This is a genomic window from Luteibacter flocculans (genome assembly GCF_023612255.1).
Lineage (GTDB): Bacteria > Pseudomonadota > Gammaproteobacteria > Xanthomonadales > Rhodanobacteraceae > Luteibacter > Luteibacter flocculans.
Genome location: NZ_CP063231.1, coordinates 2,939,037 through 2,964,904, shown reverse-complemented (window position 1 = coordinate 2,964,904; position 25,868 = coordinate 2,939,037). Strand labels below are relative to the sequence as shown.

Below are 25,868 nucleotides of genomic sequence, written 5' to 3'. Positions count from 1 at the left end.
GGGGTAGGAACCGCGGCCCGCGGGCTTACACCGCGCGCCCATGGCGACTACCATGGCCCGGCCCCGGGGAGGGGTCGACAAGCCATTCATCCGAAGAGGAAGACACGCATGCGTAAGTGGACAGGGATCGCTGCCGGCCTGGTGCTGGCGGGTTTTGCGGGCCAGGCGCTGGCAGCGCCGCCCACCGAACAGCAGGTGCGCCAGCTGATGGATGCGGTGGGTATGGGCCGCATGCTCAGTCAGATGAACAGCCAGATGGCGGGCGTGATGCAGAACGCGTTGCCCTGCGTACCGGCGAGCTACTGGCAGGGTTTCGTGGACGCCAACGCCACCAACCAGCTCATCGGCCGCATGGTGCCGGTCTACCAGAAGCATTTCACGGCCGAAGATATCGACGGCCTGCTCAAGTTCTACCGCTCGCCGCTGGGCCAGAAGGTCATCACGCAGATGCCGGCGACCATGGCCGAGGGCATGCAGATCGGCAAGCAGTGGGGCCAGGAGCGTGGCCAGCAGATGATCGCCCAGTTGCAGGGGCAGGGCACCCTGAACCAGCAGGGCCAGTGCCCGGCGACGGGCGCCGCCAAGCCCGCGCCTGCGCCCGCTGCCGCGCCCGCGGCTCCGGCGAAGAAAAAGTAGCCTGCCCGGGGTGCGCACGGGGACGGCCCTGCGCGCGCCCCTGGGGCTGCCGCACAGGTGATCCTGCGCCGGATCAGGCGCTCGGTGTGGGGTACTGTGCCAGGGATTGCCGTAAGCTATTGAGAGCCCAGGTTTTATGGGGCTGTCCGCGGCTTGCTCGCCGACGCGCAGGTGTGTCTTAACCACCTGATTGACCTTGCCTTTTGGCTCCCGCTATAATTCGCGATTCGCAACACCCGCAAGACCCCAAGAAGAACTACATAATCAGGAAACCACCATGAGCTACGCAGTCATCAAGACCGGTGGCAAGCAGTATCGCGTGATGGCAGGCGAAGTCCTGCGCGTCGAGCTGCTCAACGCCGAAGTCGACTCCACCGTTCAGTTCGACGAAGTTCTGCTCGTCGGCGAAGGCGAGTCGATCACCGTTGGCGCCCCGCTGGTCGCCGGTGCCACCGTCAGCGCGAAGATCCGCGCTCACGGCCGCGCCGATAAGATCCGCATCGTCAAGTTCCGTCGTCGCAAGCACTACAAGCGCACGCAGGGACACCGTCAGCACTACACCGAAATCGAGATCACGGGCATCAACGCCTGAGTCGCCGGAGGATATAAGTCATGGCACATAAAAAAGGCGTAGGTTCCAGCCGTAACGGCCGCGATTCGAACCCGAAGTACCTCGGTGTGAAGATCTACGGTGGCCAGGCTGTCGAAGCCGGTAACATCATCGTTCGTCAGCGTGGCACCAAGTTCCACGCTGGCGTGGGCGTCGGCCTCGGCCGCGACCACACCCTGTTCGCCCTGGTCGACGGCACCGTGTCGTTCAAGACCCGTGGCGACAAGGGCCGCAAGTTCGTCGACGTCGTCCAGGCGTAAGTCTCGCTCGACGCGATAGCGAAGGCCCCGCCATAGGCGGGGCTTTTCGTTTATGCGTAAAGCGTTAAAGCGTAAAGAGTGAACCGTGAACCGTAAAAGCAGGTATTCGCGGCCCACCGTTCACCGTTCACTGTTCACTGTTCACCCTTCACGGTTTACTCCCCTATGAAATTCGTCGACGAAGCGCAAATCAGAGTCTCGGCCGGTGACGGCGGCAACGGCTGCGTCAGCTTCCGTCGAGAGAAGTTCATCCCGTTCGGCGGCCCAGACGGCGGCGACGGCGGCAATGGCGGGTCAGTGTGGCTGGTGGCTGATGAGGGTCTCAACACGCTCGTCGACTTCCGTCATATGCGTGCCTTCAAGGCGCCGCGCGGGCAGGGTGGTATGGGCAGCCAGATGTACGGCAAGGGTGGCGAGGACATCGAAGTCCGCGTGCCGATCGGTACAGTGGTGACCAATGTGGATACCGATGAAGTCATCGGCGACCTCACGGCTCACGGCCAGCGCCTCAAGGTGGCGCAGGGTGGTCGAGGTGGCCTCGGCAACATCCATTTCAAGAGTTCGGTGAACCGCGCGCCGCGCAAGTCCACGCCGGGCACGCCGGGCGAAGTCCGCGATCTCAAGCTGGAGCTGCGCCTGCTGGCCGACGTGGGTCTGCTGGGCTTTCCCAATGCCGGCAAGAGCACCTTTATCCGAGCGGTGTCGGCGGCGACGCCGCGCGTGGCGGATTATCCGTTCACCACGTTGCATCCGAATCTCGGCGTGGTGCGCATCGGCACCGACCAGAGCTTCGTCATCGCCGATATCCCGGGCATCATCGAGGGGGCGGCCGACGGCGCGGGTCTGGGTATCCAGTTCCTGCGGCACGTCTCGCGCACGAGCCTCCTGCTGCACGTGGTCGATATCCGCCCGATCGACGGCTCCGATCCGGTCGAGCAGGTCCGTGCCATCGAGCACGAACTGCAGGCCTTCGATACGGAACTGGTCGAGCGGCCGCGCTGGCTGGTCATCAACAAGTCCGATGTCATCGACGACGAAGACGAGCTGAAGCAGGTGGTCGACGACATCGTGGCGCGCCTCGAATGGACCGCTCCCTGGTTCGTTGTCTCCGCGGCCGGCGAGATCGGTACCTGGGACGTCTGCCTCAAGGTCCAGCAGTTCTTCGACGCGGAGCGCGCGGCACGCCGCGAGCGTACCGAGGCGGCCGACGACGTGCGCATGCGCGGCGAATAAAGCCGGTCTTGCCCTGTCTGTAGACCGCCTTTGCGGGAGTCGCTATAGCGGCGAGGAGGGCTTGCCGGTGGGAGCCACCCTGGTGGCGATCGGGACCTGCCTCGCCGCTACACCGTTCGGTTGGTTTTACCGCTACACCGCTTCGTTGGCTTTTCGCCACCAGGGTGGCTCCCACCTTTGCTTCGTTGGTTTCTCACTGGTGTGGTGGGGTGGTTGCTACGAAGCACTGTCCGGCTAAGTATGGGGCAACAAAAAAGCCGGCTTGCGCCGGCTTTTTTGCAAACAGCGATGTCGCGCAGGCTTACGCCAGGTCGCGGATCTTCGCGTTCAGGCGGCTCTTGTGACGAGCAGCCTTGTTCTTGTGGATCAGGCCGCGGGCAGCGTAACGATCCATCACCGGCACGGCGACGGCGTAGGCGCTGACGGCGCCAGCCTTATCCTTGGCGTCGATCGCCTTGACGACCTTCTTCAGTGCGGAACGCACCATGGAACGCGCGCTGACGTTGCGCAGACGGCGCTGCTCCGACTGACGCGCACGCTTCTTCGCGGACTTGATGTTGGCCAAGGTAAAGCTCCAGAGTTCGGTTGGTTTTAAAAAAGACGCCCATTTTGATGCCAAAGGCGGGGCGCGTCAATAGCTTAGGCCCACGCCGGCACGGCGGCCAGGGGCGGGTAGGGCGATTGCCCGGGTATCTCCAGGGCACGGACTGTCCTCCGCCCGGGCGCCGCTGTCAAACTAGGGGTTTGCGGCGGCCTTTGGGGCCGTTCGATCGTCTCCAGGAAAGCTTCGACCGGATGAAAGCCCCCAGCCTCCTTCGCGGCATGCTCAGCTTCAGCGGCATGACCATGGTCTCGCGCGTCCTCGGCCTGGTTCGCGACATGGCGATCAACGCCTCGTTCGGTGCCAACGCCGCCACCGACGCCTTCTGGGTGGCGTTCCGCATACCGAATTTCATGCGCAGGCTGTTCGCCGAGGGCTCGTTCTCGACGGCCTTCGTGCCGGTGTTCACCGAGGTAAAGGAGACCCGTCCGCACGGGGATCTCAAGGCGCTGATGTCGCGCACGGCGGGCACCTTGGGCGGCGTGCTGCTCGTGGTGGTGGCGTTGGGCATCGTCTTCGCCCCGCAGGTCACGGCCTTGTTCTCCCCAGGCGCGGTGGAAACGCCGGAGAAATTCGGGCTCACGGTGAACCTGCTGCGGCTGACCTTTCCGTTCCTGCTGTTCGTGTCGCTGACGGCGCTCAGTGGTGGCGCGCTCAACAGCTTCCATCGCTTCGGCCTGCCGGCACTGACCCCGGTGATCCTCAACCTTTGCATGATCGCCGGTGCGCTCTGGCTGGCTCCGCGGCTGCACACGCCGATCATGGCGATGGGCTGGGCGATCCTGGTAGCCGGCATCCTGCAACTGGCCTTCCAACTTCCTGCACTGCGGCAGTTGGACCTGCTGGCCCTGCCGCGCTGGGGCTGGGGTTCGCCTGACGTGCGCCGGATCATGCGTCTGATGGTGCCGACCCTGTTCGGCTCGTCGGTTGCGCAGATCAACCTCCTTCTCGACACGGTGATCGCGTCGCTGTTGATCGCCGGATCGCAGAGCTGGCTGTCGCAGGCCGATCGCTTTCTCGAATTGCCGCTGGGCGTGTTCGGGGTGGCGTTGGGCACGGTCATTCTTCCCTCGCTGTCGCGTCACCACGTGGCGACCGACAAGGACGCGTTTTCCCGCGCACTGGACTGGGGCCTGCGCACGACCCTGTTGATCGCCGTGCCGGCGATGTTTGCGCTGATGATTCTAGCCACGCCGCTGGTGGCGACGATCTTCCAGCATGGCCGCTTCACCGCGTTCGACACGCATATGGCGTCGCTGTCGATCTCCGCGCTGAGTTTCGGCCTGCCGGCCTTTGCGCTGGTGAAGGTCGTGCTGCCGGCCTTCTATGCGCGCAAGGACACCCGCACGCCGGTGCGTGCAGGCGTGGCTTCGCTCGTGGCGAACATGGTCTTCAACGTCGCTTTCCTGGCCCTGCTGTTCTTCCTTTGGGCGACCCCGGCGCAGAAGGCGGGGTCGTGGATGCAGGCGCTCAGCGCGATCCCCGGTCTGCACATGGCGCTGGGTATGGCCAGCGCCCTGGCCAGTTACCTCAACCTGGCGCTGCTCTGGCGTTGGCTTGGCAAGGCCGGTGTGTACGCTCGCCAGCCGGGCTGGGCACGGCACCTGGTTCGCCTTGCGGTCGCATGCGCCGTGATGGTCGCGGTATTGCTCGGTGGCCTGTGGATCTGGCCGGAGTGGACCGACGTGGAGAAGTGGGTGCGGGTCGGTCGCCTGGCGGTGCTGGTCGCGGCCGGTGGCGGCGCCTATCTCGTGGCGCTGTTCGCGCTAGGCTTCCGGCTGCGTGACCTGCGCGCGCATTGAGGTGCCCGAGGCGCGGCGCCTGGACTCGCATTGTGCGGCGCAACCGGGCCGCTATACTGGCCCGATGGCTTTTATTCCGCATCGATTCCAGGGCGCCCGGGCATGACGCTGCGACTCCATCGCGACGTCGACGGCCCCTGCCTCGCGCCCGAGGGCAGCGTCCTCGCGATTGGCGCTTTCGACGGCCTGCATCTGGGTCACCAAACCATCCTCGCGGAAGTCTGCCGGCGTGCGGCGGCACGCGGCGCGGTGCCGGCCGTCATTACGTTCGAGCCGCTGCCGCGCGCGTTCTTCTCCAAGGAACCCGTGCCTCGCCTGTCCGGCGTGCGCGAGAAAGCCGAAGGCATGACGGCGGCTGGCATCCGCGAACTGCTGTCGTTGCGTTTCGATCGCGCGTTGACCGAAATGTCCGCAGAGACCTTCGTGCGCCAGGTGATCGTGGCGCGCATGGGCGCGCGCGAGGTCTGGGTGGGCGAGGACTTCCGCTTCGGTCACAGCCGCACCGGCGATTTCGCCCTGCTCCAGGCGATGGGTGCCGAGCTGGGTTTCACGGCGCATGCCGTCCCGCCCGTGCTCGTCGACGGTGAGCGCGTGTCGTCCACTCGCGTGCGCAGCTTGCTCGCGGCCAGCGATTTCGCGGGTGCCACGCGTCTGCTTGGCCGACCCTTCGTGATCGACGGTCACGTCGAACGGGGGCAGCAGTTGGGGCGGACCCTTGGTTATCCCACCGCGAACGTCCATCTCAACGAACGGGTGAGCCCGGTGCACGGCATCTTCGCGGTGCGGATCGGCGTTGGCGATGGCCCGTGCAGCTGGCCGGGCGTGGCCAGCCTGGGCTACCGCCCGACGGTCAACGCGGTTCGCGAGCCGTTGCTCGAGGCGCACCTGTTCGATTTCTCCGGTGACCTCTACGGACAGCGCATCGGCGTGGAGTTCGTGCGGAAGCTGCGCGACGAAGAAAAGTTCGACGGCCTCGACGCCCTGACCGCCCAGATGCGCAAGGACGAGATCGCCGCCCGGCAGGCCCTTGGGATGAACCCCATACTTGTCGATGCATGACGGAATGCGCGTCCCGCGCTTTCGCCCCGAAACCTACGGTTCCCAGCGATGACCCAGGATTACAAGAACACCATCAACCTGCCGCAGACGGACTTCCCGATGCGCGGCGACCTGCCCAAGCGCGAGCCGGGCTGGCTTGCGACCTGGGAGCGGGTGGGCCGCTACGCGCAGATTCAGGAGAAGACGGCCGCGCGCGACAAGGTGTTCGTGCTGCACGACGGCCCGCCGTACGCCAACGGCGCCATTCACCTGGGTCACGCGGTGAACAAGGTGCTCAAGGACGTGGTGGTCAAGTCCAAGCTCATGGCGGGCTACCGCGCGCCGTACGTGCCGGGCTGGGATTGCCATGGTCTCCCCATCGAGATCGCCATCGAGAAGAAGTTCGGCAAGGCGGGCGACAAGCTCGACGCCGCGGCGTTCCGGCAGAAGTGCCGTGAATACGCGATGTCGCAGATCGACCTGCAGCGCGCCGACTTCAAGCGACTCGGTGTGCTCGGCGACTGGGAGCGGCCGTATCGCACGCTCGACTTCACCTACGAAGCGGACATGATCCGCGCGCTGGCGCGCATCGTTGCCAATGGCCATGTGGTGCGCGGCGCCAAGCCGGTGTACTGGTGCTTCGATTGCGGCTCGGCGCTGGCCGAGGCGGAGATCGAATACGCGGACAAGACTTCCCCTGCCGTCGACGTCGCTTATCACGCCGTCGATCCGGTCTCCTTCGGTGCGCTGTTCGGCGTCGCCGCCGGCGATGCGGACATCGCAGTACCCATCTGGACCACGACGCCCTGGACGCTGCCGTCCAGCCAGGCGGTGTCGCTGGGTGGCGAGATCGAATACGCGCTCGTGGAAGGCCCCGTGCACAACGGCAAGCCGCTGCTGCTCGTGATCGCCTCCGCGCTGGCGGAGAAGGCGCTCGCGCGCTACGGCGTCGAGAGCGTGAACGTGTTGGCGCACGTCCAAGGTGCCGTGCTGGAGAACCAGCCGCTGCGCCATCCGTTCTATGACCGCAAGGTGCCCATCATCCTTGGCGACCACGTGTCCGCCGAGGATGGTACCGGTGCTGTGCATACTGCGCCCGACCACGGTGCGGAAGACTTCGCGGTGGGGCAGAACTACGGCATCGGCACACTCAACTACGTGGATGGTCGCGGTGTCTACCGCGCCGATCTGCCGTTGGCGGGCGACGTGTCCTTCGCAGGCGTCCACATCTGGAAAGCCAACGACCAGATCGTCGACCTGCTGCGCGACCGCGGCGTCCTGCTCGCGTCGGCGAAGCTCACCCATAGCTACCCGCACTGCTGGCGGCACAAGACGCCGGTGATCTTCCGCGCCACGCCGCAGTGGTTCATCGGCATGGAGCAGGCCGACCTGCGCCGCACCGCGCTCACCTCGATCAAGTCCGTGCGCTGGGTGCCGGGCTGGGGCGAGGAGCGCATCGCCGGCATGGTCGAGGGACGTCCCGACTGGTGCATCTCGCGTCAGCGCACCTGGGGCGTGCCGATCACCTTGTTCATCAACAAGGACACGCACGAACCGCATCCTGACTCCGTCGCGTTGATGGAAAAGGTGGCGAAGAAGGTCGCGCTCGAAGGCATCGACTGCTGGTTCACGCTGGACCCGCGCGAACTGCTGGGCGACGACGCGGACCGCTACGAGAAGGTTACCGACGTTCTCGACGTCTGGTTCGATTCCGGTGTGAGCCACTTCGCCGTGGTCGGCGCGCGTCCTGAGCTTCAGGCTGGCGATGCCGCCGAATACAAAGTGATGTACCTGGAAGGTTCCGACCAGCATCGCGGTTGGTTCCAGTCGTCGTTGCTCACCTCGGCGGCGATCCACGGCCGCGCGCCTTACGACCACGTGCTGACCCACGGTTTCACCGTGGACGCGCAGGGCCGCAAGATGTCGAAGTCGCTCGGCAACGGCATCGAGCCGCAGGACATCATGAAGACCCTGGGCGCGGACATCCTGCGTCTGTGGATCTGCTCCACCGACTATCGCAACGAGATGTCGCTCTCGGACGAGATCCTGAAGCGCGTCGCGGACACGTACCGTCGTATCCGCAATACCGCGCGCTTCCTGCTCGGTAACCTGGATGGTTTCGATCCGGACAAACACCTGTTGGCGACCGGCGCGTGCCTCGATCTCGATCGCTGGGCCGTGCAGCAGGCGGCGGACACGCAGGCGGCGATCGTCGCGGCTTACGAACGCTACGACTTCCCCGAGATCGTCCAGCGCGTGCAGAACTTCTGCACCAACGAGCTCGGCGCGCTGTATCTCGACATCACGAAGGACCGCCTCTACACGATGCCGACCGACAGCCACGGTCGACGCAGCGCGCAGAGCGCGATGTACCGCATTCTCGAGGCGATGCTGCGCTGGCTCGCGCCGATCCTTAGCTTTACCGCCGAGGAAGTCTGGGCGCACATGCCGGGCTCGCGCGGTGAGTCGGTGCTGTTCGAGACCTTCTACGACGGGCTCGACGTGCGCCAGGATGGCGACGCCCGCGGTCACTGGTCCACCTTGCTGGCGATCCGCGAAACCGCCTCACGCGTGCTCGAAGGCATGCGCAAGACCGGCCAGATCGGCGCCTCGCTCGATGCCACGCTTACCCTGCATGCCGATACGGCCACGCAGGCTGCGCTTTCGGCCTCTGCGTCGGAACTGCGTTTCTTCTTCATCACGTCCGACGTCACGCCAGCCCCGCTGGATGACCGGCCGGCCACGGCCGAGCGCGTGGAACTCGAGGGGGCGGAGGTCTACGTTTCCGCCGCCGTGAGCGAGGCCGTGAAGTGCGTGCGTTGCTGGCATCATCGCCCGGATGTCGGCGTCGATCCGGCGCATCCGGAGATCTGCGGCCGTTGCGTGGAGAACGTGACGGGGCAGGGCGAGGATCGCCGCTGGTTCTGATCCGGCGTTCCTCTGCCGTACCCGTGCCGGCAACGGCGCGGGCCCTTCGTCACTCTTGGCTTTTCGAATGACTGCACGCCCCCAACCTAACGCCCTGTCCTGGCTGTGGCTCGCCGCCGCCATGATCGGGTTCGACCAGCTCACCAAGTGGTGGGCCCTGACGGCCCTGCAGCCGGCAGAGACGCCGCACCCGGTCATTCCGGGCCTGCTCAACTGGACGCTCACCTTCAACACCGGCGCCGCTTTCAGCTTCCTCGCGGACAGCGCCGGCTGGCAACGCTGGTTCTTCGTGGCGCTGGCCGTCGGCGTCAGCGTCACGCTGGGTGTCTGGCTGTCGCGAACGCCGCGTGGCGACTGGCGCACCGCGGCGCCGTTGGCGCTAATCCTGGGCGGGGCCCTTGGCAACGTCATCGACCGGCTGCACGCCGCCAAGGTCACCGATTTCATTCAGGTATTCATCGGTAGCTACCCGTTCCCGGTGTTCAACGTGGCCGATTCCGCCATCAGCGTGGGCGCCGTGGCGCTGATCGTGTTCAGCCTGTTTGGCGGCCAGAAGTCCGCGACCTGATTGCATCCCTTGTGGGAGCCGCCATGGCGGCGAGGAAACGCTTGCGGTGGAATCCACTTGCCGGTGGGAGCCACTTGCCGGTGGGAGCCAGCCTGCTGGCGATGGGGGCCTTCCTCACCGCTACACCGCTTCGTTGGCTTTTCGCCACCAGGGTGGCTCCTACCCTCGCTTCGTGGGCTTCTCGCCGCCATGGGGGCTCCCACACAGGTCCTGACTGGCTGGTCGTGCGATAATCGCCTCGTTCCGCGCCCTTAGGCGCCCAGCCCGCTATCACGGCCCTCTGCGGCCACCCGAGGTTCCCTTGGACATCCTCCTCGCCAACCCCCGTGGTTTCTGTGCCGGCGTCGATCGCGCCATCGCTATCGTCGAGCGCGCTCTTGAGTCATATGGTGCGCCCATCTACGTGCGCCACGAGGTGGTCCACAACCGCTACGTCGTGGAGCGCCTGCGCGCCGATGGCGCCGTCTTCGTGGAAGAACTCGACGAAGTGCCCGACGGCGCCACCGTGATCTTCAGTGCCCACGGCGTGCCCAAGGCGGTGCGCGAGGAAGCCGACCGTCGCCGTCTCAACGTCTTCGACGCTACCTGTCCGCTGGTCACCAAGGTCCACATGGAAGTCGCGCGCCTGGGCCGGGCGGGCCACGACGTGGTGCTGATCGGTCATGCCGGCCACCCCGAAGTGGAAGGCACGATGGGGCAGTGGAACCCCGCCAACAGTGGGCACATCTATCTCGTGGAATCGGTGGAAGACGTGGCCGCCTTGCGCCCGTCGCAGCCGGATCGCCTCGCCTTCGTCACCCAGACCACGCTCTCGGTGGACGACACCATCGCCATCATCGGCGCGCTGCGCGCCAAGTTCATCAACATCGAAGGTCCGCGCAAGGACGACATCTGCTACGCCACGCAGAACCGTCAGGATGCGGTACGCCGCCTGGCCGACGCCGTGGATCTCGTGCTCGTGGTGGGCTCGGTGAACAGTTCCAACTCGAACCGGCTCAAGGAGCTGGCCGAGAAGCAGGGGGTGACCTCCTACCTGATCGACGGCGCCGAACACATCGAGCGCAGTTGGCTGGACGGCGCCTCGCGCATTGGTGTCACGGCGGGTGCCTCCGCCCCGGAGAAACTGGTGCAGGAAGTGATCGCGCGCCTGCAATCCTGGGGCGCTGGCAGCGTGCGGGAACTGGACGGCGAGGCAGAAAACATCACCTTCGCCCTGCCCAAGGAGCTCCGCCTGGCAAGCTGAGGCTTGCGCCACGACGCCGGGTTCCCTAGAATTCCGCTTCTCGCCGGAATAGCTCAGTTGGTAGAGCGCGTCATTCGTAATGATGAGGTCGTAGGTTCGATTCCTATTTCCGGCACCACAGATTGCTTCCCGGATTGCCGCTGGCGCGGTCCCGGAAGACATAAAGAAACCCGCTCTCGCGGGTTTTTTTATGTCTGTCGTTCACGTCATGGCGCGTGATCGGCCACGTTGTCGTTGAACTGCTTGAAGAATCCGGCGTACCCACCGTTTGCTTCGGCGAAGCGCAGCGGCTTCACCCGCTCGACGAGAATCTCGTGCGCGTCGGGCGTGCTCTCCAGAAGCTGCATCACCTCGGTAATGAACGCATCGAGCGGCATCGCGTTCGGATCGTCTTTCTGTCGCTCGCCCATCAGCTCCGTCTGGACATAAGGCGGCACCAGTTCGATCACCTGCACCGACGTGTCCTTCAGCTGGTAGCGTAACGATTCGGAATAGGAGTGGATCGCGGCCTTCGTGGCGCAATAGGTGGGCGTCAATGCCATCGGCAGGAAGGCGAGGCCAGACGAGACGGTCATGATCGTGGCTTTCGGCTGGGCGAGCAGGTGCGCCATCAGCGCCGCGTTGAGGCGAATGGGCCCGAGCAGATTGGTCGTGACGATCGCTTCCGCGTCGGCGACGTTGCCGTCTGTCAACCGTTCCGGACGCATGATGCCCGCGTTGTGGACGACCACGTTCAAGGCAGGGAAGTCGCGCCGCATGCGGCTGGCGAAGTCGCGAATCGATGCCGGATCTTCGATATCCAACAGGGCGGACCGCATGCCGGGGTTGGCTGTCGTCGTGGCATCCAGCGCGGCTTGCCGACGCCCGGCGATCACGACCTGGTTGCCGCGCGTGTGAAAGGCTTCGGCGAGAGCGCGCCCGATGCCCGAACCGCCGCCGGTGATGAGAATAGTGTTGCCCTTGATGTCCATCGCTGCTCCTTGGTGGGAAGGGATGCGCCAAGGCTAGGCCGCCTACGATCCCGTGGAAAGTAGGCGCCGAAAAGTTCCATACTTTCCTTTTGGAAACTATGGGCGTGCGATGGCACCGAAGCCTGCTAAGAAAACCTACGACGAACCCTGCCGCGCCCTGGGTGAGACCCGCACCGACGCCGAACTCGACGCCCTGGTAAGAGGCATCATCGACCGCGTGGCGGACCGATGGACGATGCTCACCCTAGAGGTGCTGGCCGACCATGGGCGCCTTCGCTTCGGTCGCCTGGCCGAGTTGATTGGAGACGTCAGCCAGAAGATGCTGACCAAGACCTTGCGGCAGATGGAAGCCGACGGGCTGGTCACGCGAACGGTGTATCCGGTCGTGCCGCCTCGCGTCGAATACGAACTCACACCCATCGGCCTCGGTCTCGGTGCGGCCTTCTGCAACGTGTGGCTATGGGCCGAGAAGCATCGAGCGGAGATCGAGGCGGCGCGTGTTGCCTATGCGGAGCGCAACTCGGCGGCATGAGTTGCGAGGACCGATCTCGGTCGTCGACGATAGGCGGCATGAACATGCCCACGTCTCCCGAGTTTCTCACCGCGCGCCTGCGCCTGAATCGCCTGCTGCCTGCGGATGCGACGGCGCTGTACGACTACCGCAGCGACGCGAACGTCGCGCGGTATCAGGGCTGGTGGCCTACCGATCTCGCTCAGGCGGAAGCGTTCATCGCGACACAAGCCGCGCAGGTCTTCGGCTCACCGGAGAGCTGGTGCCAACTGGCGATCCGGGATCGCGATTCGTCCGAGCTGATCGGGGATATCGGTATCCATTTCCCGGGCACGACCGACGACGCCATCGAGTTTGGCGTCACATTGCATCCCGACCGCCAGGGTAGGGGCTATGCGCGCGAGGCGCTGGATAGGGCGATCGATCTGGCGTTCCGCGAATGGGGTTATCGCCGTGCCGTGGGCTCGGTGGACCCACGCAATGCAGCCAGCATGGCCTTGCTGCGCTCGCTGGGCTTTCGTCAGGAAGCGCATCACGTCGCGAGCTATCGCTTTCGCGGGGAATGGGTGGACGACGTCATCTTCGCGATGCTTGCGACGGAGTGGCAGGGCGGCTAGCGCCCCGCCACTACTAGAAACTAAGCCATCGCTAGGCGAGCCAGCGCTGCGGCGCTGGGCGGCGGCAGGTGGGCGAGCGGGGCGTCGGGCAAAAACCGCCAGTCGCTCAGGCGACGGGGCAGGCGAGCCTCCGGATAGAACGTGCGGAGGTCGCGAATCGCTTCCTCCGGCGTTTCATAGCGACCGACTTCTATGTCGTCGCGAAGGGCGCGCCAGCGATGACCGTGGCGCACGATGCGGAAAGGGGTGTCAGCGGGAGTGAAAACATACTGCGCGAGCACGGGGACGAACTCCTGTCTTAGCCCGCTCATTCTCACCGCGATACCGTGACCGCTGCGTTATACCGACGCGACGCCAGTGTGTCGGTGCAGGTTGTGGTGTCGCATCGGAAATGTTCCGTTCAGTCTGGCGCCTTCGCCGGCACGAACGGCGAAACCGGATCGCTCGCCGGAAAAGTCTCTTCCAGTGCCTGATCCTGGTTCTCGTCGGCGTGCTGCTTGCGCTCCTTCTTCTCGACATCCGTTTCCGGATGCTTGGGCTTCCCGTGGTCGGGGTGGTTGACGTCCTGGCGGTCGTGGGTCATGGCGGCGTTCCTCTGTGATGACGCCACCATGGAGCGGCAGGCGCCGTGAACGTCCCGTGCCGGACGCGTGGCCCCGGCATGACGGCGAGGGCTGACCATTCATCGGGCAATTCCCGCCGCTCGTCCGCGGACGCTGGATAGCCTCACGGCGACGGACTACGTTACGCCTGCCGGATCCGGCCCAGTTGGGGGACATCGTGAAGCAACGCATTCTGTCGCGGGCCAGCCGCGCATCGTCGGGTTTTACCCTGATCGAACTCATGATCGTGGTCGCGATCATCGCCATCCTGGCAGCCATCGCCGTGCCCATCTATCGGGACTACTTGATCCGCGGTTATCTCACCGAGGCGCAGGCGGGGCTGTCGGCCGTGCGCACCGCACAGGAGCAGTACTACCAGGACAATCGTTCGTATCAGAAGCCGAACGGCGACTGCGGCGCGTCCATGCCCGCGTCGACGAAGTTCAGCTATACCTGCTCGCCCGCCAGCAACGGGCAGACATGGTCGGCACAGGCGAGTGGGATTGCTGGCACGGCCGTTGCGGGATTCCAGTATTACATCGACCAGACCAATACGCGTAAGACGACTGGCACGCCTCCCAAATGGACGGCCAGCACCACCTGCTGGACCATCCGCAGGGACGGAAGCTGCTCGTGATGCGGCGCGCGGCCCGGGGCTTTTCCCTGATCGAGCTGATGGTGACCATTGCGGTGGTCGCCATTCTGCTCGCCATCGCCACGCCGAATTTTCGTGACTGGATGAACAACTCGCGGATTCGCTCGGCGAGCGAGTCGATTCAGAACGGGTTGCGCGTTGCGCGCAACGAAGCCGCCCAGCGTGGTACCTGGGTGCGTTTCGAATTGTCTTCCGCCAACTCGGCATCGTGGCAGGTCTGCCAAGTAACCTCGGGCACGGGAACCTGCGCCGACACCACCCCTAACGCCGCCACCCTCATCGAGCAGCGCGGTGGCACCGAAGCCCTGGTCAAGCTCACCGGCAGCACCACCGCTGCGTCCCAGACGACGACCACGACGACGTTGACGGGCGGTATCCCGGGCGGCATCACGTTCGATCCGTTGGCCCGGCCGTTCGCTACGGGCACCACCCCCTTGAAGCGCATCGACGTGGCCGGCGCCAACGACGCGGGGCGTCGCCTGGTCATTCTGATCTCGGCCGGCGGCATGGTCCGCATGTGCGACCCGGACGCGACGCTCGCGGCCACGAATGCGCAGTCGTGCAAGAGCAACTAGGAATCGCCATGAATCGTCCTCGTCACGCCGACACCCGTGGCTTCGTCCTGCTCGATGCCCTTATCGCGGTGCTCATCTTTTCGTTCGGCATTCTGGGCATCGTGGCGCTGCAGGCCAGTGCGACCAAGCTCGGCGGTGATGCCAAGTACCGTACCGATGCGGCGCTGCTTGCGGACCGTCTCATTGCCGACATGTGGGGCGCGGTGCCTTCGACGCTCGCGACCGATTACGTGACTGGCGGTACGGCCTATGTGGCGTGGCGCGACAACCTCGTCGATTGCGCCAAGGCAAAGGTGCTGACCAATTGCCTTCCAGGCGTGGCGGCCAACCCGCCCACCGTCACCGTGGGCACGAACAATCTCGTGACGATCACCGTCAAGTGGCAGGCTCCGCAGGAAACGAGCCCGCATCAATACATCACCATCTCCCAGATCCAGCAATAGGCGCGTGCACATGACACCTTCTCGTATGCACTCGCGTCTGCTTTCGGCTACGCGCGGATTCTCGCTGATCGAGCTGATGGTCGGCATCGTCATTTCGATCATCTGCACGCTCGGCATGATGGCCGCTTTCTCGGCCTATGAATCGCAGAAGCGCACCACCACGAACGGCAGCGATGCGCAGCAGAACGGCAGCTTTTCCACCTTCATGCTTGAGCGCGAGATCCGCACGGCGGGTTCGGCGCTCGTCCAGGGGCGCAACTACGGCATCTGGGGCTGCGCGATCGATGCCTGGTCGGGCGGTACGAAGCGCCTGCCGCTGACGGCAGCCCTCGCCGCGCCGTTCGACAACTGGCCGCTGACCACGCGCGCCGTACCCGTGCTGGTCGCTGCCGGTACGGGCGACAAGGCGGACGTCATCGGCATCGTGCGCGGCAATCCGATTGCGCGCACCTTCCGTACCAACATGGTCTCCGCATCGGGCACGACAGTCACGGTCGACAACACGATGGCGATCTTCCCGGGCGAATACCTGCTGATGTCCGACAAGTCGGGCAAGTGCACGTTCGGCCTCGTCAGCACGGTCAACGGTACGTCGATCGGCCTCGACACGGCGGGCAGCGCATCGGATGGCTTCTCGGCGCCCGCGCATTACACGGCCTCCTTGTCTGCCTACATCTTCGACATGGGCGTGAACCCTGCCGTCACGCTGTTCAGCGTGAATCAGACCAACAATTCGCTGGTGGGATACGACCTGCTCCAGCGCGGCGCCGCGTCAGGCGCGAGCATCGCGCCATATCCGCTGGCGGACAACGTCGTGCAGCTGAAGACGCTATATGGCCTGGCGGCTACACCGAGTGATGTCACGGTGGATTCGTGGGTGAAGCCCACCGGCACGACCTGGGGCATCGCCGCCCTGACGCCGACGCCCGACACGCAAGACGCGAACAACGCGCGCTCGCGCATTCGTGCCATCCGCATTGCCGTGGTGGTGCGTAGCCGGCAGCAGGAACGTGCGGCGCCTGCCAGTGCGGCGTCGTCGGACGTGGCGTACATCGGCTACACCGGGTCCACGACGCTGACGCTGTTCGGCGATCTCGACGCGACGTTGCAGTACTCGGTAACGACGGATCCCACGTATCGCTACAAGGTGTACGACCTGGTCATCCCCGTCCGCAACAACCTGATCACCAAGTTCTTCTGAGGACCGGCCCATGTCCAAGTCCATGTCTTCCTACAGTCGCCTCGGCGCCGCATCGCGCCAGAAGGGCATGATCGCCACGTTGATCGCGCTGGTGGTGTTGGTTGCCACCTTGCTCGCCGCCATGGCACTCATGCGTTCCGTCGACACCGCCAATTCCATCGCGGGCAGCATGACCTTCCGGCAGGGCGCCATGCAGGAGGCGGAGCGCGCGTACCAGGACATCCGCACCAAGCTCGAGTCGTCGTTTGCGCCGCCAGTGAGTAACTCGGACAATCCGAGCATGGGGTACTACGCGTCGTTGCAGGCGCATACGTCGACCACACGCCCGGACATCCCCGACATCCTGCTCAACAAGACGCAGGGCGCTGTCGTGAAGATGGATCAGAGTGACACGAAGAACGACGTTTACTACGTCGTGGAGCGCCTCTGCCCTACATCCAATACGCCAGCGACCATCAACACGTGCATCGTGCCGGGTACGGCGATCAGTGGCGGCACCAGTTCGAATCTCACGACCGATCCCGGCATCCCGTTCAACACGACCGGCTCGGCCGCCGCGTTTCGCCTGACGGTGCGCGTGGACGGCCAGCGAAACGCGGTCGCCTACGTCCAAACGATCCTCCGCTGACCATGACCCTGGCCTCTCTCGGGATACGCGCATGAACTCTTTCCGCAAGGTCGCTCAACGGTTGCTTGCCCTCGTTGGCCTGTTGGCGCTCGGATTTCCGGCTTCCGTCGGCCTGGCAGCCGATACCAAACTGTCGAACCTGCCGTTGTACAGTGCGTCCAACGTACCGGCCAATCTGATGCTCGCGCTCTCGGTCGAATTCCCGACCGGCACGGTGGCGGCGTATACCGACAACGCCGGTGTGGCGCTGGTGACCGGAAGTACGTCGTACAGCTGCGGTGGCAAGGTCACCGATTCCAATGCGTCATTTGGCGTGTGCTACTTCCCCGCCATGAACTACCTGGGCTACTTCGATCCCTTGAAGTGCTACCAGTATTCGTCGTCGGACGGCTATTTCAAGCCGAGCAAGACGCTGACTTCGTCGGACAATAGCTGCGGCGGCGACTGGAGCGGCAACGCGCTGAACTGGGCGACCATGACGGCGCTGGACGAGTTCCGCAAGACGCTCACCGGTGGCAACCGCGCGGTCGACACGGCGACCGCCACGGTACTGGTCCGGTCCAATCTCAACAATCAGAGTAACGAAGGCAACTTCCCGAACAAGCGTCTGGGTGCCAATAACAACGTCAGTCTGAAGGACGTCGCTGGCGATGACGTCAAGAACTGGTCGGTGGCGTATTTCCGTTCGTACGGCCTGGGCACGACGTTCAGGGTGTCAAACAACCCGGCCTTCTCCTCGACCGGCAAGACCAACGGCGTCAACAACGTCGTATTGACGTATAACGCGCAAGTCTCGGTGTGCGAAAAGAACACCGCGGAAGACAATTGCACGGCCTACGGCAGTAACTACAAGCCGGAAGGCCTCATTCAGCAGAACTATCAGCGCATCCGCGTCGGTGCGGCGGCCTACGCCAATACCTCGGGCGCTCCCAATCCCAATGGCCTGGTTCGTGCGTTGCTGCGCGATAACGGCCCTACGACCTACAACGGCAACGGTGCCCGCCAGCCCAACGCATACGCTGAGTGGAGCGCGACGGACGGTACGCTCTACAGCAATCCGGCGGCCAACGATTCCAACCTCGCGACCGGACCGGACGGCACCGCGTTCTCGCAAAGCGGCGTCATCAATTACCTCAACAAGTTCGGTACGAACGGTTACGAAACCTACGACACGATCAGCGAGCTTTACTGGTCGGCGCTTGCGTATTTCATGCGCGCGCCACTCGACCCCGCTTACAGCAGTTCGCTCAACGCCACTAACAGCCTCGACAAGGCCTTCCCCGCCTTCAAGGGGACCAAGGCGGACTCGTCCGACTCGAACGACCCCATGCAGTACAAGTGCGCAGCGAACGCGATCCTCGTGATCGGCGACTCGCATACGCACTGCGATCGCCGCGTGCCGAGTTCGACAGGCCCGTCCGGCACCAACGGTTACTGCGCCATGCAGGCCACCGAAACGGTGGTCAAGGGCGTGGACGCCGGAAAGTACACCACGAACATGGGCAACCTGCCGCTGATCGAAGCTGACGGCAACAACGGCACGGCGTCGGCCTCGTTTTCCGCGGCCAAGCTGGGTGGCAACGCCGCAGGCACCAGCTTCGTCAACAGTGGGCAGCTCTCGACCTACTTCATCGCTGGTCTCGCTTACTTTGCGCACACCAATGACATCCGCTCGGACCTGACGGGCAAACAGACCGTCGATACCTACGTGGTGGACGTGATGGAGCCGGGTGTGTTCTCGGGGGCGAATGGCCAGGAAATCTACAACACAGGCAACGGTAGTGCAGGCCCCAACCAGTACTGGCTCGCGGCCAAGTACGGCGGTTTCGCCGATACCAAGGGCGATGGCAAGCCGTCGTCGTTCCTCACCTGGCACACGAATACGTCGACCGTGGCGAAGAAGGATCTTCGTCCGGACAATTACTTCGTCGGTAACCGTCCCGACCTGATCGTGGCGGGCCTGGCGAGCATCTTCTCCAACGTCAGCACCACCGCATCGCTGAGCGCCTCGGGCCCCAGCGTGTCGCCCACGCGCGTGCTCTCCGACGTGACGGCAAATGCGGCACCTTACAACTCGCCGGTCGCAGGCTTTCCGATCTACACGGTGACCTATTTCCCCGGCACCTGGAGTGGTGAGGTCACCGGTTTTGTGGCTTCAGCCGCCGTCGGCGCGGACGTGCAGGCCGCCACGGGTAGCAATACGTGGAGTGCCCAGACACGCCTCGATGCGCTGGGCGCGTATGCCGACAGCACCAGCTCCACGCTTGGCTGGCGGGACATCCGCCGCGTGTTTACGCGTGTCGGGAGCGCAGGCAAGCCGTTCCGCTGGGCAAGTCTCAACGCGACGCAGCAGAGCAATCTTTCCAGCGACTCGACGCTGCTCGATTTCCTGCGCGGCGACCGCTCGAAGGAAGGCACGAGCTTCCACATCCGCACGCACCTGCTTGGCGACATCGTGAACTCGCAGGCCACGCTGGTGCAGGGCGCACTGTCCACGTCGTATACCGACGGCAACAATCCCGGCTACAGCGCGTTTGTCACCGCACAGTCGAGTCGCATGCCAGTGGTTTACGTCGGTGCCAACGACGGCATGGTCCATGCGTTCGAAGCCGACTTCTCGTCGGGTGGCACCAACTCGCTGGGTGGCGGCGGTGCAGAACTGTGGGCCTACGTGCCGAACCTCGTCTTCGCCGGACCGAACAACACGCCTGCCGTGGACGGTCTCGCCGCGCTGGCGAACCTGAAGGGGGCGACCACGAACGGTTACGACCACCACTTCTACGTCGATCAGACGCCGCAAGCGGCTGACGTCGATTTCGACTGGACGGTCAACACGGCGGGTACTGCCGGCACCAAACCGACGACCAATAACTGGCATACGGTGCTTGTCGGCGGCCTCGGCAAGGGTGGCAAGGGCTTCTATGGCCTCGATATCACCACGGTGCCCAGTGCGCCGACGACCACGAAAGACACCACCATCGAGTCGACCATCGCGACCGCCAAGTCGCTCTGGGAATTCACGGATTCGACGATGGGTTACACCTATGCACGTCCGCTGATCGCCAAGACACGCAAGTACGGCTGGGTGGTCATCGCGACCTCCGGTTACAACAACGCCGACGGCAAGGGCTATCTCTACGTCATCAACGTCAAGACCGGTACCTTGCTCGAAAAGATCGCGACTACCACGGGGTCGACCACGAGCCCGATCGGACTCTCGCGTCCGTCCGCATACATCAAGGACGTGACGGACAACACCGTCGAGCAGGTCTATGTGGGTGATCTGCAGGGCAATGTGTGGCGCTTCGATCTCTCCGGCACCGGTGCGTATCCGAGCCCCGTCATCCTCGCCAAGCTGACCGATCCGAGCGGCGGTGCGCAGCCGATCACCACGGCGCCGCGCATCGAACTGAACTACGACTCGACCGGCACCGGCACGCGTCGCTGGGTGTTCGTCGGTACCGGCAAGTTCCTCGACAGCAGCGACCTCACCGATACCCAGACGCAGACGATGTACGCACTGCGCGACGGGACCGGCGTATCGCCCAACCCAATCAGCACGCCAATCACCCGCGCCAACCTGCGTCAGAACAACCTGGTCGACAACCTCAACATTCAGGATGCCGATTACGGTTGGTACTACGACCTGACGGGAACCGCGCCGGGTACTGGCGGCGCCACGGAGCGTATCGTGGTCGATCCCGACGCGGTGGCCGGCATCTTCTCGATCAACTGGGGTACGTTGATCCCGACCGCCGACCCCTGCGCATTGAGTGGTGCCGTCTACTCGGCCGCGTACGATTCGGGACAGAGCAACCTGCTCTCGTCGACCGGTCAGTCCGTGAAGTTCCTGACCGCCAACACGGCGATCACGAACCTGCAGATGGTTCAGCTACCGAACAACGGCAAGTTCGTGCTGCTGTACGGCCAGACGGGCCAGTCGCCGCAGACGGCGAACATGGTGCAGCCGGGTAATTCGGCGCTGCTCCAGCGCACCAACTGGCGGGAAATTCTCGACTGATCGGGGCAGGGCGGGGCATTGACCGAGGCGGTACGCCTCGTTATCATGCCCCGCTCGATGGGCGGTTAGCTCAGCGGTAGAGCACTGCCTTCACACGGCAGGTGTCACAAGTTCGATCCTTGTACCGCCCACCATCGATGTCACAAGCCCGGCTCTGCCGGGTTTGTTTTTTGCTTCAAGTGGTGAGCCCGGGGGACAGCGTTCGTGTAGCAGCGAACCTTCACACGGCAGGTGTCACAAGTTCGATCCTTGTACCGCCCACCATCGAATTTAAAAGCCCGGCCCCAGTGCCGGGCTTTTTATTGGTGCGCTCAGCGAGTGGCGGCCGGCTTGGAGCCTTGCCGTTGTGCGGGGCGCTACGCTCTTCAGCCATGACCGCCGCTTAGAATGGGTGGAACGCACGCCCGGACACCGCCATGCACGACGCCCTTGCCGATCTCCACCTGCTGACGCTCACGCCCTGGAAGATCATTGGTCTTCTCGGCACCTTGCTCTTCACCGCGCGCTGGTTCGTCCAGTTCTATGCGACGAAGAAGAACAAGAAGGTCACCGTGCCCATGTCGTTCTGGTATCTGTCGGTCAGCGGCAGCGTGCTGACCCTGGCCTATTTCATCTGGGGCAAGAACGATTCGGTGGGCATCATCCAGACGGCGTTCCCGATGCTGGTGTCGTTCTACAACGTCTTCGCTCACCTCAAGCACCGGGACAAGCAGGAGACGGTGCGACCGGGCGGCGCCGAAGACTGACCGCGCGCTCGTTGTAGGAAGTCTACGAAGCGAAGGTGGGAGCCAGCCTGCTGGCGATAAGCCAACGAAGCGGTGTAGCGGCAAGGCAAGTCCCGATCGCCAGCAGGCTGGCTCCCACCGGCAAGTAGTAGTCCCACCCGCAAGCTTTCCCTCACCGCTGTAGCGGCTCCTACAACGAGTAGCTTCAACAGCGGCGAGTCAATCCGGATCGTAATCGAGATACGGCGCAAGCCAGCGCTCGGCCTCTGTGCGATCCCAGCCTTTGCGCTTCGCATAGTCCTCGACCTGCTCGCGGCTTACGCGGCCGACGACGAAGTACTGGCTGTCGGGATGCGCGAAGTACCAGCCCGACACCGCAGCGGTGGGATACATGGCGAAGCTGTCCGTGAGCTGCACGGTGGTGTGTTCGGTTGCCTGGAGCAGATCGAACAGCGTGCGCTTTTCCGAATGTTCTGGGCAGGCGGGGTAACCCGGCGCAGGCCGTATGCCGCGGTACGACTCGGCGATCAATGCCTCGTTATCCAGCGTCTCGTCGGGCTGGTAGCCCCAGAATTCCTTGCGCACACGCTCGTGTAGACGCTCCGCGAAGGCCTCGGCGAGTCGGTCGGCCAGCGCCTTCAGCAGGATCGACGAATAATCGTCGTGGTTCGCTTCGAAGCGGGCCACGTGCTCGTCGATGCCTATGCCGGCCGTCACCGCGAAACCGCCGACCCAATCGGCAACCCCGCTGTCCTTCGGTGCAATGAAATCGGCAAGGCAGAAGTCCGGCCGGTCGGCTGGCTTGTCCACCTGCTGGCGCAGGTGGTGCAGCACGGCCATAGGCTTGCGCTGCCCCGGTTCGGCGTAGACCTCGATATCGTCCCCTGATTGCGCTGCCGGCCAGAAGCCGATCACGCCCTTGGCGGTCAACCACTTCTCCGCCACGATGCGGTCGAGCATCGCCTGCGCGTCGTTGAACAGTTCCGTCGCCTGCGCACCCACCACCTCGTCGGTGAGGATCGCCGGGTACTTGCCTGCCAGCTCCCACGCGTTGAAGAACGGCGACCAGTCGATGTAGCGGCGCAGTTCCGCCAGGTCGTAATCGTCGAACACGGTCAGCCCGGGTGCGCGTGGCGTGGGTGCTTCATAAGCCTGCCAGTCGCAGGTATAGCGCTGAGCACGCGCTTTCTTCAGCGGCACCAGTTGCTTGCCGGTGCCGCGGCTCTTGTGCCGTTCGCGCACTTCGGCGTATTCCGCGCGCACTTTCGCCATGAACTCGTCGACGAGATCCTTGCTGACCAGCGATTGCGCGACGCCGACGGCTCGCGAGGCGTCCTTTACCCATACCGTGGGTGAGGTGTAGTGCGGTTCGATGCGCAGCGCGGTGTGCGCGCGCGACGTCGTCGCACCGCCGATCATCAGGGGCACATGGAAATCCTGGCGCTGCATCTCGCGCGCCACCTGGCTCATTTCTTCCAGCGATGGGGTGATGAGGCCGGAGAGACCGATGATGTCGGCGTTTTCGGCGCGCGCCGTGTCGAGGATCTTCTGCGTCGGCACCATCACGCCGAGATCGATCACCTCGAAGTTGTTGCACTGGAGCACCACGCCCACGATGTTCTTGCCGATGTCGTGGACGTCGCCCTTTACCGTGGCGAGCACGATTTTGCCGTTGTTCTTGCCGGCATCGCCTGAAATGCGCTTTTCCTCTTCGATGTAGGGAATGAGGTGCGCCACGGCCTTCTTCATCACGCGTGCGGACTTCACGACTTGCGGGAGGAACATCTTGCCCGCTCCGAACAGGTCGCCCACCACGTTCATGCCTGCCATGAGCGGGCCTTCGATGACATCGAGCGGACGCCGTGCAGCGGCGCGTGCTTCCTCGGTGTCTTCCACCACGAACTGGTCGATGCCATGCACCAGCGCATGGCTGAGCCGTTCGGCTACGGGTTTCTCACGCCACGCGGCGGTTTCCACCGCGGCTTCACCCTTGCCACCCTTGTAGCGCTCGGCGATCTCCAGCAGCCGCTCGGTGCCATCGGGGCGACGGTTCAGCACGACGTCTTCCACGCGCTCGCGCAGATCTTCCGGCAGGTCGTCGTAGATCGCCAGGGCGCCGGCATTGACGATGCCCATGTCCATGCCCGCCGCAATCGCGTGGTAGAGGAACACCGAATGAATGGCCTCGCGCACGACGTTGTTGCCGCGGAACGAGAACGACACGTTGGATACGCCACCGGACACGTGCGACGAAGGGAATCGCTTCTTCAGTTCGCGCGTGGCCTCGATGAAGTCCACCGCATAGTTGTTGTGTTCCTCGATGCCGGTGGCGATGGCGAAGATGTTGGGGTCGAAGATGATGTCTTCGGGAGGGAAATCCAGCTCGTTCACCAGCAACTCGTAGGCGCGCGAACAGATCTCGATCTTGCGCTCCTTCGTGTCCGCCTGGCCGGCTTCGTCGAAAGCCATCACGACAACGGCGGCGCCGTACTGGCGCACGCGCCGCGCGTGTTCGAGAAAGGCGGCCTCGCCTTCCTTCATCGAGATGGAATTGACGATGCCCTTGCCTTGCATGCAACGCAGGCCGGCTTCGATCACGCTCCACTTCGAGGAGTCGACCATGATCGGCACGCGTGCGATGTCGGGCTCGGACGAGATGAGGTTGACGAAACGGGTCATCGCCGACTCGGAATCGATCAGGCCCTCGTCCATGTTGATGTCGATGATCTGTGCGCCGTTCTCCACCTGCTGGCGCGCCACTTCCACCGCTTCCTCGTAACGGCCTTCCTTGATCAGCTTGCGGAACTGCGCCGACCCCGTGACGTTGGTCCGTTCGCCGACGTTGATGAAATTCAGGTCCGGCGTGAGGACCAGCGGTTCGAGACCGGAGAGACGCGTATATCGAATGCTCATGCGGCTTGCGCGGCGTCCTTGGCAATGCGAGGCGGGTAGGGCGCCACGGCGGCGGCGATCGCTGCGATGTGCGCGGGCGTGGTGCCGCAGCAACCGCCTACGATGTTGATGAGGCCATCCGCGGCGAAGCTGCGGATCGTCTCGGCCATGCTCTCGGGTGTCTCGTCGTACTCGCCGAAGGCATTCGGCAGCCCGGCGTTGGGATGCGTGCTGATGGCGCTGCCGGCGATGCGGGCAAGCATCTGCACATGCGGACGCAGGTCTTCCGCACCGAGCGCGCAATTGAGACCGACCGACAACGGCTGGATGTGCTCGACCGAATAGAAGAACGCTTCCGCCGTCTGCCCCGACAGCGTGCGTCCGGAACGGTCAGTGATGGTGCCCGAGATCATCACGGGTACTCGCGCGCCAAGCTGATGGAACAGCTCGCTCAAGGCAAACAAGGCTGCCTTCGCGTTCAAGGTGTCGAAGATCGTCTCCACCATGATCGTGTCCGCACCGCCTTCAATCAGCGCGCGGGCGGACTCCATGTAGTTTTGCTTCAGTTCTTCGAACGACACGTTACGGAAGCCGGGGTCGTTCACGTCGGGAGAGATCGACGCGGTACGGCTCGTGGGCCCGAGCACGCCGATCACGAAGCGCGGCTTCTCAGGTGTGCGCGCCGTCATGGCATCGCAGGCCTCGCGAGCGATGCGCGCACCTTCGCGGTTGAGTTCCGGCACCAGATGTTCGAGGTGGTAATCGGCCTGGCTCACGCGCGTCGCGTTGAATGTGTTCGTCTCGATGAAGTCCGCACCGGCTTCCAGGTAGGCGTCATGCACGCCGCGGATGATGTCCGGCTGGGTCAGCAGCAACAGGTCGTTATTGCCCTTGAGGTCGCACTCGCCCGGGTGGTCGTGAGTGTGCTCGTGCAGCCCGTCGCGCCCCTGCGCGAAGCGCTCGCCGCGGTAGCCGGACTCGTCCAGCCGATGGCCTTGCAGCATGGTGCCCATGCCGCCGTCGAGAATCATGATGCGTTCCGCCAGCCCCTTCTGGATGAGGGCGACGCGTTCGGGATGCAGCCACGGTAGTTGGCTCATGGGTCGTG

Annotated in this window: 24 protein-coding genes and 2 tRNA genes; 20 read left to right on the top strand and 6 right to left on the bottom strand. The window is 64.3% G+C overall.

Going from position 1 to position 25,868, the window contains the following annotated elements; all coding sequences use genetic code 11:
- Positions 1 to 108 precede the first annotated feature (108 nt).
- From IM816_RS12780 to cgtA, 4 genes are all read left to right on the top strand, one after another.
- Positions 109 to 636, top strand: coding sequence for a DUF2059 domain-containing protein (locus IM816_RS12780; protein WP_072321613.1), 528 nt, complete (start codon positions 109 to 111; stop codon positions 634 to 636).
- A 277-nt stretch (positions 637 to 913) separates the two neighbouring features.
- The gene (gene rplU, locus IM816_RS12775) at positions 914 to 1,228 is read left to right on the top strand and encodes a 50S ribosomal protein L21 (RefSeq protein ID WP_250338369.1); all 315 of its coding nucleotides are present in this window, start codon (positions 914 to 916) and stop codon (positions 1,226 to 1,228) included.
- A 20-nt stretch (positions 1,229 to 1,248) separates the two neighbouring features.
- Entirely contained in the window at positions 1,249 to 1,506 is a 258-nt protein-coding gene (gene rpmA, locus IM816_RS12770) for a 50S ribosomal protein L27 (protein ID WP_072321611.1), read from the top strand.
- Between the two features lie 165 nt (positions 1,507 to 1,671).
- Positions 1,672 to 2,739, top strand: a complete 1,068-nt coding sequence (gene cgtA, locus IM816_RS12765) for an Obg family GTPase CgtA (RefSeq protein ID WP_250338368.1) — start codon at positions 1,672 to 1,674, stop codon at positions 2,737 to 2,739.
- A gap of 301 nt (positions 2,740 to 3,040) precedes the next feature.
- Here the strand turns inward: cgtA and rpsT are convergent, their stop codons facing one another.
- Complete coding sequence (gene rpsT / locus IM816_RS12760) at positions 3,041 to 3,304, bottom strand: 30S ribosomal protein S20 (RefSeq protein WP_072321609.1); 264 nt, start codon at positions 3,302 to 3,304, stop codon at positions 3,041 to 3,043.
- 230 nt (positions 3,305 to 3,534) lie between these two features.
- Here rpsT and murJ point away from each other — a divergent pair, with 230 nt between their 5' ends.
- The 6 genes from murJ to IM816_RS12730 all read left to right on the top strand — a co-directional run bounded on the left by murJ (position 3,535) and on the right by IM816_RS12730 (position 11,037).
- Positions 3,535 to 5,142: a murein biosynthesis integral membrane protein MurJ gene (gene murJ / locus IM816_RS12755; protein WP_250338367.1), complete on the top strand. Its 1,608-nt coding sequence runs from the start codon at positions 3,535 to 3,537 to the stop codon at positions 5,140 to 5,142.
- A 102-nt stretch (positions 5,143 to 5,244) separates the two neighbouring features.
- Positions 5,245 to 6,201 (top strand): bifunctional riboflavin kinase/FAD synthetase, encoded by a 957-nt coding sequence (locus IM816_RS12750; protein WP_250338366.1) that lies wholly within the window; start codon positions 5,245 to 5,247, stop codon positions 6,199 to 6,201.
- Positions 6,202 to 6,249: 48 nt separating this feature from the next.
- Complete coding sequence (ileS, locus tag IM816_RS12745; protein ID WP_250338365.1) at positions 6,250 to 9,108, top strand: isoleucine--tRNA ligase; 2,859 nt, start codon at positions 6,250 to 6,252, stop codon at positions 9,106 to 9,108.
- Positions 9,109 to 9,175: 67 nt separating this feature from the next.
- Positions 9,176 to 9,676, top strand: a complete 501-nt coding sequence (lspA, locus tag IM816_RS12740) for a signal peptidase II (RefSeq protein ID WP_250338364.1) — start codon at positions 9,176 to 9,178, stop codon at positions 9,674 to 9,676.
- Between the two features lie 301 nt (positions 9,677 to 9,977).
- A complete protein-coding gene (gene ispH, locus IM816_RS12735) occupies positions 9,978 to 10,919 on the top strand; it encodes a 4-hydroxy-3-methylbut-2-enyl diphosphate reductase (RefSeq protein ID WP_250338363.1) in 942 nt (313 codons plus the stop codon).
- A 42-nt stretch (positions 10,920 to 10,961) separates the two neighbouring features.
- Positions 10,962 to 11,037, top strand: a tRNA-Thr gene (locus IM816_RS12730).
- An 88-nt stretch (positions 11,038 to 11,125) separates the two neighbouring features.
- Here the strand turns inward: IM816_RS12730 and IM816_RS12725 are convergent.
- Positions 11,126 to 11,890, bottom strand: a complete 765-nt coding sequence (locus tag IM816_RS12725) for an SDR family oxidoreductase (protein WP_250338362.1) — start codon at positions 11,888 to 11,890, stop codon at positions 11,126 to 11,128.
- Positions 11,891 to 11,999: 109 nt separating this feature from the next.
- On the opposite strand from IM816_RS12725, the gene IM816_RS12720 reads away from it, so the two are divergent.
- Positions 12,000 to 12,422 carry a winged helix-turn-helix transcriptional regulator gene (locus IM816_RS12720; protein WP_256470165.1) on the top strand — a complete coding sequence of 141 codons (423 nt, stop codon included), beginning with the start codon at positions 12,000 to 12,002 and terminating at the stop codon, positions 12,420 to 12,422.
- 38 nt (positions 12,423 to 12,460) lie between these two features.
- A complete protein-coding gene (locus IM816_RS12715; RefSeq protein ID WP_250338361.1) occupies positions 12,461 to 13,018 on the top strand; it encodes a GNAT family N-acetyltransferase in 558 nt (185 codons plus the stop codon).
- A gap of 20 nt (positions 13,019 to 13,038) precedes the next feature.
- On the opposite strand, the gene IM816_RS12710 is transcribed toward IM816_RS12715, so the two are convergent.
- Complete coding sequence (locus tag IM816_RS12710) at positions 13,039 to 13,329, bottom strand: hypothetical protein (protein WP_250338360.1); 291 nt, start codon at positions 13,327 to 13,329, stop codon at positions 13,039 to 13,041.
- A gap of 89 nt (positions 13,330 to 13,418) precedes the next feature.
- Positions 13,419 to 13,601, bottom strand: coding sequence for a hypothetical protein (locus IM816_RS12705; protein WP_072321601.1), 183 nt, complete (start codon positions 13,599 to 13,601; stop codon positions 13,419 to 13,421).
- A 260-nt stretch (positions 13,602 to 13,861) separates the two neighbouring features.
- Between IM816_RS12705 and IM816_RS12695 the strand changes: the two genes are divergently transcribed.
- The 8 genes from IM816_RS12695 (at position 13,862) to IM816_RS12660 (ending at position 21,889) form a co-directional block, all read left to right on the top strand.
- Positions 13,862 to 14,257 (top strand): type IV pilin protein, encoded by a 396-nt coding sequence (locus IM816_RS12695; RefSeq protein ID WP_305884082.1) that lies wholly within the window; start codon positions 13,862 to 13,864, stop codon positions 14,255 to 14,257.
- Positions 14,203 to 14,850 (top strand): GspH/FimT family pseudopilin, encoded by a 648-nt coding sequence (locus IM816_RS12690; protein ID WP_250338359.1) that lies wholly within the window; start codon positions 14,203 to 14,205, stop codon positions 14,848 to 14,850. The genes IM816_RS12695 and IM816_RS12690 overlap by 55 nt, the downstream gene beginning before the upstream one ends.
- Positions 14,851 to 14,858: 8 nt before the next feature.
- The gene (locus tag IM816_RS12685) at positions 14,859 to 15,293 is read left to right on the top strand and encodes a type IV pilus modification PilV family protein (RefSeq protein ID WP_072321600.1); all 435 of its coding nucleotides are present in this window, start codon (positions 14,859 to 14,861) and stop codon (positions 15,291 to 15,293) included.
- Between the two features lie 10 nt (positions 15,294 to 15,303).
- A complete protein-coding gene (locus tag IM816_RS12680; protein WP_083527327.1) occupies positions 15,304 to 16,494 on the top strand; it encodes a PilW family protein in 1,191 nt (396 codons plus the stop codon).
- A gap of 10 nt (positions 16,495 to 16,504) precedes the next feature.
- Positions 16,505 to 17,122 carry a pilus assembly PilX family protein gene (locus IM816_RS12675; RefSeq protein WP_072321598.1) on the top strand — a complete coding sequence of 206 codons (618 nt, stop codon included), beginning with the start codon at positions 16,505 to 16,507 and terminating at the stop codon, positions 17,120 to 17,122.
- Between the two features lie 31 nt (positions 17,123 to 17,153).
- A complete protein-coding gene (locus IM816_RS12670; protein WP_250338358.1) occupies positions 17,154 to 21,143 on the top strand; it encodes a pilus assembly protein in 3,990 nt (1,329 codons plus the stop codon).
- Between the two features lie 59 nt (positions 21,144 to 21,202).
- Positions 21,203 to 21,277, top strand: a tRNA-Val gene (locus tag IM816_RS12665).
- 282 nt (positions 21,278 to 21,559) lie between these two features.
- Positions 21,560 to 21,889: a lipid-A-disaccharide synthase N-terminal domain-containing protein gene (locus IM816_RS12660; RefSeq protein ID WP_072321596.1), complete on the top strand. Its 330-nt coding sequence runs from the start codon at positions 21,560 to 21,562 to the stop codon at positions 21,887 to 21,889.
- A 198-nt stretch (positions 21,890 to 22,087) separates the two neighbouring features.
- Here IM816_RS12660 and metH read toward each other — a convergent pair whose 3' ends face one another.
- Both metH and IM816_RS12650 read right to left on the bottom strand, forming a co-directional pair.
- Positions 22,088 to 24,781 (bottom strand): methionine synthase, encoded by a 2,694-nt coding sequence (metH, locus tag IM816_RS12655; protein ID WP_250338357.1) that lies wholly within the window; start codon positions 24,779 to 24,781, stop codon positions 22,088 to 22,090.
- On the bottom strand, positions 24,778 to 25,860 hold the full coding sequence (locus IM816_RS12650; protein ID WP_250338356.1) for a homocysteine S-methyltransferase family protein: 1,083 nt from the start codon (positions 25,858 to 25,860) through the stop codon (positions 24,778 to 24,780). The genes metH and IM816_RS12650 overlap by 4 nt, the downstream gene beginning before the upstream one ends.
- Positions 25,861 to 25,868 lie beyond the last annotated feature (8 nt).

Bases quoted from the DNA above. Each gene is read 5' to 3' on its own strand.
- ileS (WP_250338365.1), top strand. From the start codon at position 6,250: ATGACCCAGGATTACAAGAACACCATCAACCTGCCGCAGACGGACTTC.
- IM816_RS12685 (WP_072321600.1), top strand. From the start codon at position 14,859: ATGAATCGTCCTCGTCACGCCGACACCCGTGGCTTCGTCCTGCTCGAT.
- IM816_RS12680 (WP_083527327.1), top strand. From the start codon at position 15,304: ATGACACCTTCTCGTATGCACTCGCGTCTGCTTTCGGCTACGCGCGGA.
- IM816_RS12650 (WP_250338356.1), bottom strand. From the start codon at position 25,860: ATGAGCCAACTACCGTGGCTGCATCCCGAACGCGTCGCCCTCATCCAG.
- lspA (WP_250338364.1), top strand. From the start codon at position 9,176: ATGACTGCACGCCCCCAACCTAACGCCCTGTCCTGGCTGTGGCTCGCC.
- IM816_RS12675 (WP_072321598.1), top strand. From the start codon at position 16,505: ATGTCCAAGTCCATGTCTTCCTACAGTCGCCTCGGCGCCGCATCGCGC.
- IM816_RS12750 (WP_250338366.1), top strand. From the start codon at position 5,245: ATGACGCTGCGACTCCATCGCGACGTCGACGGCCCCTGCCTCGCGCCC.
- cgtA (WP_250338368.1), top strand. From the start codon at position 1,672: ATGAAATTCGTCGACGAAGCGCAAATCAGAGTCTCGGCCGGTGACGGC.
- IM816_RS12780 (WP_072321613.1), top strand. From the start codon at position 109: ATGCGTAAGTGGACAGGGATCGCTGCCGGCCTGGTGCTGGCGGGTTTT.
- IM816_RS12660 (WP_072321596.1), top strand. From the start codon at position 21,560: ATGCACGACGCCCTTGCCGATCTCCACCTGCTGACGCTCACGCCCTGG.
- IM816_RS12725 (WP_250338362.1), bottom strand. From the start codon at position 11,890: ATGGACATCAAGGGCAACACTATTCTCATCACCGGCGGCGGTTCGGGC.
- rpmA (WP_072321611.1), top strand. From the start codon at position 1,249: ATGGCACATAAAAAAGGCGTAGGTTCCAGCCGTAACGGCCGCGATTCG.
- murJ (WP_250338367.1), top strand. From the start codon at position 3,535: ATGAAAGCCCCCAGCCTCCTTCGCGGCATGCTCAGCTTCAGCGGCATG.
- IM816_RS12715 (WP_250338361.1), top strand. From the start codon at position 12,461: ATGAACATGCCCACGTCTCCCGAGTTTCTCACCGCGCGCCTGCGCCTG.
- IM816_RS12710 (WP_250338360.1), bottom strand. From the start codon at position 13,329: ATGAGCGGGCTAAGACAGGAGTTCGTCCCCGTGCTCGCGCAGTATGTT.
- rplU (WP_250338369.1), top strand. From the start codon at position 914: ATGAGCTACGCAGTCATCAAGACCGGTGGCAAGCAGTATCGCGTGATG.
- IM816_RS12720 (WP_256470165.1), top strand. From the start codon at position 12,000: ATGGCACCGAAGCCTGCTAAGAAAACCTACGACGAACCCTGCCGCGCC.
- metH (WP_250338357.1), bottom strand. From the start codon at position 24,781: ATGAGCATTCGATATACGCGTCTCTCCGGTCTCGAACCGCTGGTCCTC.
- IM816_RS12705 (WP_072321601.1), bottom strand. From the start codon at position 13,601: ATGACCCACGACCGCCAGGACGTCAACCACCCCGACCACGGGAAGCCC.
- IM816_RS12695 (WP_305884082.1), top strand. From the start codon at position 13,862: ATGATCGTGGTCGCGATCATCGCCATCCTGGCAGCCATCGCCGTGCCC.
- IM816_RS12670 (WP_250338358.1), top strand. From the start codon at position 17,154: ATGAACTCTTTCCGCAAGGTCGCTCAACGGTTGCTTGCCCTCGTTGGC.
- IM816_RS12690 (WP_250338359.1), top strand. From the start codon at position 14,203: ATGGACGGCCAGCACCACCTGCTGGACCATCCGCAGGGACGGAAGCTG.